Genomic DNA, 10751 nt, shown 5'->3' with positions numbered 1-10751 from the left:
CGGATAACCCCACCCACGGATGCATACCGGGTCCAACGACCGCACTGCCCCGGCGTCACGGGGAACTGCTTGCCATCCTCAAGCAACGGCATTGAGTGCCGGGAGGCAGGTGGCAGACGGTGATCGTCAGGCCGGATTCGGCCGCGAAGTGGGCGAGCTCGGTCTTCCAGGTCCGGGTGCGATAGCCGTTGGAGCCGCCCGCGTCTGCGGTGATCAGCAGCCGGCCGGCCGTCGGGTAGGTGGCCCGCCCGGCTCCGTTCCACCAGCGGCGGATCGACTCGACGGCGAACGCGGCGGTGTCGTGGTCGGTGCCCACGTTGACCCAGCCGGTGTTCGCGGCGACGTCGTAGATGCCGTAGGGCACCGCCCTGCCCAGCTCGCGGTCGGGGAAGTCGTGGGTGTCGACCCGCACCGGCTCGCCTCTGGGTTCCCATTCACGGCCGTTGTTCTTGAAGGGGCCGACCAGTTCCTTCTTCTTCGTGTCCACACTGATCACGGGAGCCCCGCTGTTTTGGTGGTTGCGGGCCTGTTCGTTGAGGTAGTGGAACTGTGCGTCCCGGTCGGGGTGCTGCTTGCCTTCCAGGGTCTTGGCGTTGCTCTGCAGGCTGAAGCCCTCCTCGCGCAGGAGGTCGCCCACCGTATCCGCGCAGATCCCGTGGCCTTGCCGGGTCAGCTGCTCGGCGAGCTTGCGGGTGGACTTGGTGGTCCAGCGCAGCGGCGACGTGGGATCTCCGCGGACGTCGGGCTCGACCAGCGTGAGGAGTGCCTCCCGAACGGCTGGGTTCAGGTCGACGACGCGTTTGCGGCCACCTCCAGGCCGGCGGATGCGTGCCAACGGGGCCTGTCCGGAGTCGAGTTCCCGCACTCCGGCAGACACAGTGCCTTCACGGACACCGGCGGCACGGGCGACTGCTCTGATCCCGCCGTGGCCGAGGGACTGAGCTTCCGCCCCTATCAACAGACGACGCTGCCGCTCGTCGAGGTGCGGCAGAATCGCCCTGAACTTGGCCGCCAGCACGGCCCGTTGCCCTTCCAACCCGCTCATGCCAGACCAACGAACCACCGAGCGGAAAGCCACGAGTTAATGATCTGCACGCCCTAAGCGCTACGAAATCACTTGCCCTTGCTCGACATGCCGACAGCAACCATCGCACCCGTTGCAGCGCTTTGCGGGTGATCCGGATCTCCTCGGCAGCCCGACCAAGTTCGTCCAGCTGTGCGGTCGGTTGTGCGATCTGCTCCCTCGCCTCTTCGACCTGCGCGGCGATGTCGCACCCCCGCCCCTCCAGACGCACCAGCACCGCCCCCAAAGTCAGCCCCGGCTGGTCATGCGCCGCGCCAAGAGGTGGAGGTGCCGGCCCGGCCAGTCGGCGGGCCAGCACATCGCTAATCGCCCAGTACACCCGCGATTCGGCGGCGGGACGGTGTTCGTGGTCGCGTACGAGCCTGCGGCACAGCATCAAGATCCCGTTAGCCTCCTCCACCACCCACCGCATGGCTGGGGCACAAACCTCTGGTCAGCCGGGTTACGTCCGAGGTTGGCGCGTACCCCTGCGCCGGTGATCGAGTACGGGGAAGATCACGAAGCCGGCGGCGAACAGGAGGGAACCGGCGATCAAGAACGGCACCGGCGCGTACTCCTCGGTGCACGTACTCCCCCCGGCCGTGGCGTGGCACACGTCGCCCGGACCGCCCCGATTCAGGTAAGCGAGATAGAAGAGCGGCAGAGCCAGGCCCGCGACGGCTCCGACCAGGGCATTTCTGTACCCCTTCCGGAGCAGGAGGACCGCGGCCACGGCGGCCAGGGCGATCAGGGCCACACCCACCGACAGCAGCGCGGCCAGCCCGAGGGCCAGACACCCGCCGACGGCGAGCCAAGCCAGAAACCAGCCCCACTCCGAAACGCGATCCCCCTGGACCGCGACAGCCTTGCGTTGCAACGTGCCTCCCACTGAAGGTGAGACCGCGACGAACCGGACCGTCAATCCTGAAACCGGCATATTTTACCGCCCGCCGCGATCATGGCGCAATACCGGGGCGCATGACATCCATATCGCCCTCGCCTTCCACGAGGACTGGACATCACATTCCGCGCGCCCGCCGTCCCGCACACCCCCGAAGACGGACTCAGACGGCGGCATGTGGCGTTATGTCATATCTGTCGTCACTGGAGCGGATGGGATCACCGCATCTCCACTCCAGCGAGCCCGCAACCAGTCTGCTCAGCCCAACCGAAAAGCCGGACCGGCCATCAACTCACGCGCTGGCGGGCCGCTAGTTCGCGGCCGAGCTGATAAAAGCTCATGGCGAACATCAGCACACCCAGCGGGACGTGCAGGCTCAGGGTGTGAGTAATGCCGAGCACCACCTGCACCGAGGCGAGGACCAGGAACGTGGTGCCGTAGAGGATCGGCTTGGGCGAGCCGCCACCCGGGCGCCAGGCCACAATGGCGGCCAGGACGTAAAGCATGGCCGCGCCGTACATCACCCGGGCCCCTACTGCGTGCAGGACGCTGAGGTGGTGCGAGAGCAGGAGGCCGGCAGTGGCCGCCTGGAAGAACAACGTCAGTGTCTGCACAACGACCGCGATGCGGACGAACGCCGGGTAGAAGGTGCTGCGCGACTGGGAGATGGTCTGCGTGGCCACGGTGTTTTCCTCTGCTCGTCTGTGCGCCGTCGCGGATACGACGACGCAGCTGCCGAGAATGTGAGGCTGCACGATCCGTTGCCCTTTGCGGGGCTGGTAAACGATCATGATGGGCATCGGGTTCGAGTGAGGGAGACACTGTGACCGATGCCGTCGCACAGGAGCGCCCGTGGCTGACGAACGTCGCCTATCGGATGCTGGGCTCGCTGGTCGAGGCTGAGGACGCGGTGCAGGAAGCGCTCGCCCGCTGGTACGCGTTGACGCCGGGGCAGCGCGCGGACGTCGCCTCGCCCAGGGCCTGGCTGACCACGGTGACCGGCCGCATCTGCCTGGACGTGCTGGGCTCAGCCCGCGCGCGACGCGAGAGGTACGTGGGCGAGTGGGTTCCCGAACCGCTGCCCGACGCCTCGCAGTTGCAGGGCCGCAGAGCTGAAACGACCGACCCGGCAGACCAGATCGTGCTGGACGAATCGGTGGACATGGCCTTCCTGGTCGTACTGGAGACGTTGACCCCGGCCGAGCGCGTGGCCTTCGTGCTGCACGACGTCTTCCAGTACCCCTTCAACGACGTGGCCGCGATCGTGGAGCGCTCACCGGCCGCCTGTCGGCAACTGGCCTCCTCGGGACGCCGCCGCGTCCGCGCGGTGCGGTCCGCACCGGTACCCAGCGCTGAGCAAGCGCGGATCATCCGGGAATTCAAACAGGCATGGGAGCAGCAGGACATCCCCGCCCTGGTCGGCCTGTTGGACCCAGGCGCGGTGATGATCGCCGACGGCGGCGGCCTGGTCAGCGCGACACTGCGACCGGTGGAGGGCGCCGCGCAGATCGCCAGCTACATCGCGGACATCAGCGTCCGCGCGCCCGGCATGGAGCTGCGGGTCCTCTCGGTCAACGGCCGGCCGGGCCTGGCGGCGATGCGCGGGGAGCTGACCGTGAACGTGGCAGCGTTCGAGATCGCTGACGGCCGGATCACCCGCATCTGGGGCGTGCGCAACCCTGAGAAGCTGCGGGCCTGGAACGAGCGGCTTGGGACCGAGCAGGGGGAATGACTTAACCACGGCATCGCGGCGAACCTTGTCGGTGCGAGGGAACTCCCTCGTGCTCAGCAACCAAGGCACGGATCAGGCTCTGAATCGGCTCGCGTTCGCCCTCTCCGCGCCACTCCAGCCACATAGCGATGCTCTCGTTATCGTGAATGAGAAAGAACGAGAAGAGCCCCAGATCTCTCTGGGACCCTCTCACTCAGGTTCGGCGGCCACTTGTCCGAGATGGTGACCCAGTTCTCCTCCTCCAGCCCACGCATGATCCGATCGTTCATCTCCTGCTCCTGACCGTCGATGCATTTCGCGTAGATCTTGAGAAGGACGTCCACCGAGTGGCCCGCGCGAGCGGCGACCTCCGGGGCCGACACTCCTGAGTTGAGCCACTGGGAGACGCCGGCGTGACGAAGGTCGTACGGCCGGAAAGCCAGGACCGATGAGACCTGATGCGGCACGAGCGCCAGCTCGCGAGCCTGCTTCCACGCTCGCGAGTACGAAGAGGCAGCGATCACGTTTCCCCGCTCGCTGAAGAACAGCCGCCCGTCCTCCGCTGTGCCGAATTCCTTCGCGTGCTCGCGAAGCAGCCGCACCGGTGGAGGCGGGATCGGCACGATTCGCACTTCTCCTTCCGCTCGCTGTTTCAGCCCCCGCCGATCGTGAGCCTCGCCGGAGTCGGTCCATGCCTTCCCTGCGGTGGGCCGGGTCTCCGTCAGCTCGATGCGGCCCCAGCCTGAAGTCGGGAGCGTGCAGTTGGAGCGACGAAGCCCGAGCGCCTCACCTGGCCGCATGGCCGCGTAGTACAGGCACCCGAAGAACGCGCGCAGCCGGCGACCGCCAGCCCGGTCGTAGCCACCCACATACGTGAGCGCGGTGAGTAGCTCGCGCGCCTGCCGCGGGTTGACCACGACCCGGCGGTCGACCTCCTGCACTGGCCGCTTTCCCCGCTTGCGCCGCACCCGGCTCAGCGGATTGGACGGTAGGTGCTCAAGTTCGACGGCGTACTCAAGAACGTTGAAGACCACGGCACGCCGTCGGCGGTACGTCTGCGTCGCCGCAGGCTTGCCGTCCATCCGCCGGCTCAGGGTATCGATCACCTCATGCACACGGACGATCTCTTGCAACTCCCCTACGGGCAGAGATGCCTTCTCGATCCACCAAACTGCGGCAGCGATCTCCTCCGGTCGCTCCCGGTCCCTCCGAGGCACCGGCAGGACGTACGAACGCAGCGCCCGGCGCAGCACCTCCGACGTGGGACGCCCCCGCCCCGGCTTGACCAGGGCGGGAACGACCGTCGCCAGAGCATCGGTCACGCTGTCTCGCTGCTTGGCGGACGCCTCCGCCCACCGCGCATCCACATACTTGACCGCCAGGTCGAGGAACGACAGCGCCGCCTTTCCGCCTTGAAGAGCGTCAGGCAGGCCGGTCACAGTGTCGAACGGTTCGCCCTTGTCGGCCGCCCGAAGGAGCTTTGCCCGGAAGCGATCTGCCAGCGCCTTCGTCTTGTGTGACTCGTGGAACGGTTCACCGTCCACGGACCACCGGACGAGGTACGTTGGCTTCTTCGCGGAGCGGTTGATGCTCAGCTTCCAGACAGAGACCTTGTACGACTTCACGAGGCCACCCCCTCCGCCCGCTCCTCCAACCAGTCGTTGAGCACGTCACGCCGAACCCGCAGCTCACCGTTCGGCAGCCGTATGCAGGCCGGGGCGATACGGAGCTCTCGCCAGCGGTAGAAGGTGCGCCGGGAGATGCCGCCGAGCTCTTCGAGCACCTGCCGAACGGTGAGGAGTTCGGCCGAATTCGTACGGGCGTCACGCGCCATGGGAAGCACCGCCCTCACGTGCCGAAGCAGCCAGGAGCGCCGCTTCCGGCGAGTAGCCGCGCCCGGCGTAGCGCCACTCGTCGACCGTGACCGTTGGCCGCGAGCCGATGCCGAGGGCGGTTTGCTGCTCCTCTGCGCGATGATCTGCGCGAGCCTGCCGGAGTGCGGTCAGAGTGGTCGAGTAGCGACGCGACTTGCTGGAGAAGTGGCCGCCGTAGCCGAGCATGTGCGCCCAGCGCCGTAAGCCGAGCGGGGCGAAGTCGGGCAGGCCGCCGAGCCACCAGCACGTACTGATCATGCGGAGTACATGGGCACGTACGGGCAACAGGACCAGGTCCCGCGCCCCGTGAATACGGCCATCCACCGCGCCGGCGGTCTCGGCGCCCTTCGTTGCGTACTTGGCGATGTAACCGGCTACGGCCGCCGAGGTCAGCCGCTCCCCCGCTCCGAAAGCGGATATGGGGCGTACGTCGATCTGCTCCCCGAACCGCAGCTCACGGGGGCCGACGATGTCCCTCCCGGGAGCCAGGAGCCGCACTCTCTCGGCAGCACCGCGGACAGCTGCCGAGAGCAGGGCAGTCGTGGCCCAGCCCGGCGGAGTCGAGTTGGCCCCCTCCGCGCCGTCGAGGCGGATGACGGCATGGAAGTGGACCAGCCCGCGCCGCTGGTAATCGGCGACCTTGGCGTATGACACCCGAGCGCTCTCGCTGAACTTCCCGCGGGAGAGCCCAACCGTGCGGGCGATCTCACGGCGCAGTTCCAGGACGAAGCGGTGCCAGAGTCCGCCTGATTGTGCCTGCCAGAGCACGGCTCCGGCGTAGTCGTAGCAGCGCGGGCAGAGAGGTTCCCCGAGCTGCCGGTCGTCGTCCGCGTGGCGTGCGTGGCACCCGGCCGGCGATCCATGCAGACAGAGCTCCCCAGACTTGCGGGGTCGGCAGGCCCGTACGCGGCCGTCGCGCTCCCGGCGAGTGTGGACCGGGCCGAAGCCAGGAGCGGTGAGCGTCGCGAACACCCGGGGGTGGCCGCCGACTTCCTCCCCCACGCTCTTGCCTCCGACCAGTCCGGCACGGATCAGTTGGTACGTGTCCGCCTGATAGATGCGGGCGCAGGTCGGGCAGACCGTCGCCCGGCGGTTGCCGCATGCGGTGAGCAGTCGGCCGTCGTAGATGTCCGAGCCGTACGAGAGCAGGGCCTCGCCGGTCGACGAGTCAACGACCGTGGCGGTGCCGACGAGGTGAATCGGGTTGGTGCAGCCGCCGAGACGGATGATCTGGCGTCTCCAGGCCGCAAAGGCCGGTTCTCCGGCCCTGTCGATCAGCGCGGAGACGCCCTTCGGGAGAGTCACGGAAGGCGTCGTCACTGACGACCACCGCCGCCGAACGCCTGCCACATGACGGCACAGATCCCTTGAGGCCGAGTCTTCGCGCTGAAGCGAAGTGTCGGATCGGTGAGCCAGAGGGCGGCAGCGTACGCCGGGCAGAGCCAGCGTTCGAAGCCGTCGAGTCCGACGAGAACGACCTGTTCCCGTCCGACGCAGGTCGGCTGCTCCCTGTCCCACAGCTCGCATTCGAGCGGAGGGGATTTGCGCGGACGATGCGCGGTGGACAAAGTGAGGGTGCTCCTTTCACTGCTCACGTGGCGGATGGAGTGGGTTCCTGACGGGGTCGGGTTTGGCGACTTCGCGCCCCGTCGGGAGCCCGTTGTGCGGGTGTTGATCAGCTGAGGCCGTGCGTGGTGGGTCAGAAACGGAGCCCTCCGAGGAAGGCGCCCAGGCCGTCGAGAACCGTGGCTACGAGGGGCGCGGCCACCGTCCGGGCGAGCAGAAAGCCGAAGACCGAGCAAAGCAGCAGGTCGGCCCAGCGCAGATAGCGGATGCGCAGCAGGAACCAGATGAGCAGTCCGAGCAGCAGCACCGCCGAGATGGACACGAGCACGGTGGACCCCCTTCACTTCGCGTCCAGGAGTTCGGGAAGGTGCGGGGTGAGGTGCGCGTACTCGGCCGCGATGGCTTCCGCGTCCGCTTCGGTGATCAGGTGGGAGCGGGCGCGTTCCCAGCCGTCGCCGGAGGCCAGCACCGCGGTACCGGCTTGTTCCGGCGTGATCGCCTGCGCTGCTTTGAGCGCATCCGGGTTGAGGTCACCGAGGGCCATCTCCGCTGTGCCGGGGTCGGCGACGCGGTGACAGACTCGCCCGCCGAGCTGGGCACGTAGGGCCGTGACTCCGGGCCCCAGGTCGGATCCGACGCGTTGGCCGGCGACGACGAGGAAGACGCCGAGTGCCGCGCCGAGTTGGGCGAGCCGGATGAGCGCCGTACCGGCCGCGTGCGCTTCGTCTTTCTCGTTCCTGCTCGCGACGAGGAACAGTTCCGCGATCTCATCGACGATGACGACCACCGGGACTGGCCGAGCCTGCTCCGGGAGACCCCAGATGTTCCGTACCCGAGCCGCACGGCAGACGGTCATACGGTCGAGGGTGAGATCAACCAGCGCGGCCAGGAGCCTGACGGCTTGCTCGCGGTTGGTTGCGAGCGCCGATAACCGCGGTTCGTACAGCGACAGTTCCATGCCGCCCTTGCAGTCGACGCCGACCAGGGCGACGGGTTGCGGAGCCAGGCCCGCCACGAGCGCGTTTATCAGCGTGGACTTCCCGGACCGGGTCGCGCCAACGATCAGCCAGTGCGGTATGCGGCGCAGGTCGATCACCCACGCGGCGCCGGTCTCCAGTGCCCCGACCGCAACGCGGAGAAGGTGAACGGGCCCTCGCTGCTTCGGTATGCGCGGGTACGCAAGCGGGTCAGTGACCGACGCTGTGATCCTGACCGTCCCCGGCTTTTGAGGAGCGACCCGGACGGCATGCATCCCCCAGGCTTCAGCCATGGCAGGCGCCGCCTTGACGAAGTCGTCGGGCACTTGGCCCGGAAGAAGACGCACCAGCAGCCAGAAGCCGCTGGCAGTCGGCCGTATGGACCCGAACCGGGGCACCAGCGGCTGAGGAGGTGGAGCCCCCTTGCCGACGAGCCCGGACACGACTGTCAGAGCGGGACGGCGACTCACAGCCAGACCGCACCCGGCCATCAATGGTCGCCACGTACGGATGACGCGGCAGCATGCGACCGGGAGGCCGAATAAGAGCCACCAGGCCACGGGGTAGCGGCGGCGCAGGGCCGGCCCTGCGAGGAGCAGGCCCGACACCAACACTGCGGCCACCACCACGAACGAGCTCGGCCAGGCCGTCCCGGCCGAGGCGGTGGAGGCCAGGATCATCACTGCGCGGCCCCCTTCCCAGCCGGAGCCGGAGCGTTCAGGGGCCGGATCTCCGCCGCACGGAGGCGACGCCGTGCCGGCCGTCGTTCTCCCAAGGCGTGGCCACCAAGTCCCGTACGGCGACGGGCATGCCGAGCTGCACGCCGCTGGGCTCACCGGGGATGTTCACGGTCACAACGTCGGCGGACGCACCCGACATCAGGCACAGGCCGACCTGGTACACGGTCTTGCCCGTGTCGCGGTCAACGCGGAGCTGACCGGTCTCACGGTTCGCGATCCGCGGAGCCGGGGGAACGGCACAGATGATCCCCGTGAACTTCGCGGTGTCGATCGGAAGGCTTGCCACTTGTTTGGACTCCTCATCCATCGCACCCGAAGGCAGATCCTTCGGGTTGCTTGACGACCCGTACTACGGGCTCAGGATCCAGAGTGGCCACCCGTAGTACGGGTTGTCAACCGTCTTGGGATGAGGGACGCTGTCCACCGGAACGCACAAGCCGTCCACGACGGCGCACAGCTGATCGGGAACCACGGCCATGGAGGGCCTACATGCCGCCACAGAACACGCAGCCGAAGTACCGGCAGATCGCCGACTACCTGCGCGAAGGCATCCTGAACGGCACGTACCCCGCCGGCCAGCCGCTTCCCTCCGAGGAGACACTGGCCAAGCAGTTCGGTGTGACGCGCCCCACGGTCCGTCAGGGCCTTACCGAATTGCGGGCGTCCGGTCTCGTCGAGGTCATCATGGGACGGGGCACCTTCGCCCGATCACCCCAGAGCCGTCCCAGCCACACGCGTCCGCGCGGCATCCGGCGCACTCCAGACGGAGGCTACGTCGAGGCCGACGGCATCGGTTGGGCCAACGCGGAACCCCCAGTGGCCACCCGCACGGACGCCCCGCTCGCACTCGCCGACCTGTTGCGCATCCCGCCGGGCGAGCCGATGTTCACCTACGACGCGTTGCAGACCGCCGACAACGGACGTCTCCGCCAACTCCACCGCACGTACGTGCCGTTCTCCGTACTGATCGACACGAAGTACGAAGAGGAAGCACCCCCGCCGGCCCCGGAGCTCTACGCGGCACTCGCCGACCTGGGCCACGAACTTCACTTCACGGAGTACATCCGCACCCGCATGCCACTCCCGGACCAGGCCCAGGCCCTCCGACTCCCCGAAGGTGTGCCGCTGCTCCACATCATCCGCGTAACGCTCACCGCGGCAGAGAAGCCGCTCGCACTGGAGGAATTCCACCTTCCAGGGGACGACTTGGAGCTCTCCTTCAGGCTGTAGCAGACGCCCAGTTGGCTCAGACTTTCTCTACTGGTTCAAGGCCCGCGCACGGCGCGGGCGCGCGCCGCCTCTGCGGCGCGGCCTGCCTCCTGTCTCCGCCCCGGCTGGCCGCGCCCGGCGGCGCGCGGCGTGCATGCGGGCGGATGAGTGAAACCCCTCCGTGGCTGGGGCGGGCGGCTCCACGACTTTAGCCAGCCACTTTGGGGCGAGCCTCGAAGATCGTGGCCCCAACGTCGTGCTTTAACGGGCAGGTCCACAGACTGCCCGACGCGCCGGAAGCTTACGGGGCCATGATCACTCGCCCCAAAGCAGCTCCCGGCCAAAGTCGCTCCGCCGCCCTACTGTGAGCGAGTCTCCGAACGCCGATCCACGTGGCTCATGGCCTCCCCTTACGTGTCCTGGTCGACGTGCGTATAGCGGCACGTACAGGGCACCAGCTGGTCCTTGGACGGTACGCGACATGCTCATCGAGGTCGTGGTCGCACCCTCCGATGGTTGATTGTGCGTTGGCAACAAGCTCTCGCTGTGGATTCGTACCGTCAGGACATCGACGCCGTCTCGTCGCCTTTGCACGCTGGACGATCCGGAGCCTGACGGAAGATTTCAAGTCCAGTGAGACGGTCGTGACGCTATGAGGTTTGTGGTGCGGGTTCGCGGCGCTTGGCTGGGTCGTTGATCCAGGCGGTCTG

10 protein-coding genes and 2 pseudogenes are annotated in these 10751 nt (G+C 67.8%); 2 read left to right on the top strand and 10 right to left on the bottom strand.

The genetic code is table 11. The features are described 5' to 3' along the window. Window positions 1-94 precede the first annotated feature (94 nt). The 3 genes and pseudogenes from ACFYXB_RS44585 to ACFYXB_RS44575 all read right to left on the bottom strand — a co-directional run. A pseudogene (locus ACFYXB_RS44585) lies at window positions 95-1045 on the bottom strand (ISAzo13 family transposase); the annotation flags it as partial. A gap of 481 nt (window positions 1046-1526) precedes the next feature. After that, window positions 1527-1940: a hypothetical protein gene (locus ACFYXB_RS44580; RefSeq protein WP_389591139.1), complete on the bottom strand. Its 414-nt coding sequence runs from the start codon at window positions 1938-1940 to the stop codon at window positions 1527-1529. Between the two features lie 311 nt (window positions 1941-2251). Then, entirely contained in the window at window positions 2252-2647 is a 396-nt protein-coding gene (locus ACFYXB_RS44575) for a hypothetical protein (protein WP_389591138.1), read from the bottom strand. Between the two features lie 140 nt (window positions 2648-2787). Here ACFYXB_RS44575 and sigJ point away from each other — a divergent pair, with 140 nt between their 5' ends. Further along, the gene (sigJ, locus tag ACFYXB_RS44570; protein WP_389591136.1) at window positions 2788-3696 is read left to right on the top strand and encodes an RNA polymerase sigma factor SigJ; all 909 of its coding nucleotides are present in this window, start codon (window positions 2788-2790) and stop codon (window positions 3694-3696) included. A gap of 137 nt (window positions 3697-3833) precedes the next feature. On the opposite strand, the gene ACFYXB_RS44565 is transcribed toward sigJ, so the two are convergent. The 7 genes and pseudogenes from ACFYXB_RS44565 to ACFYXB_RS44535 form a co-directional block, all read right to left on the bottom strand. After that, a complete protein-coding gene (locus ACFYXB_RS44565; protein ID WP_389591135.1) occupies window positions 3834-5300 on the bottom strand; it encodes a tyrosine-type recombinase/integrase in 1467 nt (488 codons plus the stop codon). Next, on the bottom strand, window positions 5297-5509 hold the full coding sequence (locus ACFYXB_RS44560; protein ID WP_363290399.1) for a helix-turn-helix domain-containing protein: 213 nt from the start codon (window positions 5507-5509) through the stop codon (window positions 5297-5299). Before ACFYXB_RS44560 ends, ACFYXB_RS44565 begins: the two co-directional genes overlap by 4 nt. Next, on the bottom strand, window positions 5499-6854 hold the full coding sequence (locus ACFYXB_RS44555) for a replication initiator (protein WP_389591133.1): 1356 nt from the start codon (window positions 6852-6854) through the stop codon (window positions 5499-5501). The genes ACFYXB_RS44560 and ACFYXB_RS44555 overlap by 11 nt, the downstream gene beginning before the upstream one ends. An 11-nt stretch (window positions 6855-6865) precedes the next feature. Beyond that, on the bottom strand, window positions 6866-7117 hold the full coding sequence (locus ACFYXB_RS44550) for a hypothetical protein (protein WP_389591131.1): 252 nt from the start codon (window positions 7115-7117) through the stop codon (window positions 6866-6868). A gap of 131 nt (window positions 7118-7248) precedes the next feature. Then, complete coding sequence (locus ACFYXB_RS44545) at window positions 7249-7443, bottom strand: hypothetical protein (protein ID WP_389591130.1); 195 nt, start codon at window positions 7441-7443, stop codon at window positions 7249-7251. A gap of 12 nt (window positions 7444-7455) precedes the next feature. After that, window positions 7456-8772, bottom strand: coding sequence for an FtsK/SpoIIIE domain-containing protein (locus ACFYXB_RS44540; protein WP_389591140.1), 1317 nt, complete (start codon window positions 8770-8772; stop codon window positions 7456-7458). Then, a pseudogene (locus ACFYXB_RS44535) lies at window positions 8772-9118 on the bottom strand (hypothetical protein). Before ACFYXB_RS44535 ends, ACFYXB_RS44540 begins: the two are co-directional and overlap by 1 nt. A 203-nt stretch (window positions 9119-9321) precedes the next feature. Between ACFYXB_RS44535 and ACFYXB_RS44530 the strand changes: the two are divergent. Then, on the top strand, window positions 9322-10062 hold the full coding sequence (locus ACFYXB_RS44530) for a GntR family transcriptional regulator (protein ID WP_389591128.1): 741 nt from the start codon (window positions 9322-9324) through the stop codon (window positions 10060-10062). Window positions 10063-10751 lie beyond the last annotated feature (689 nt).

Origin of the sequence: Streptomyces sp. NPDC002619 (assembly GCF_042889305.1) — a bacterium.
GTDB lineage: Bacteria > Actinomycetota > Actinomycetes > Streptomycetales > Streptomycetaceae > Streptomyces.
This window is presented reverse-complemented; position numbering and strand designations above follow the sequence as displayed.

Bases quoted from the DNA above. Each gene is read 5' to 3' on its own strand.
- ACFYXB_RS44560 (WP_363290399.1), bottom strand. From the start codon at position 5,509: ATGGCGCGTGACGCCCGTACGAATTCGGCCGAACTCCTCACCGTTCGG.
- ACFYXB_RS44540 (WP_389591140.1), bottom strand. From the start codon at position 8,772: ATGATCCTGGCCTCCACCGCCTCGGCCGGGACGGCCTGGCCGAGCTCG.
- ACFYXB_RS44530 (WP_389591128.1), top strand. From the start codon at position 9,322: ATGCCGCCACAGAACACGCAGCCGAAGTACCGGCAGATCGCCGACTAC.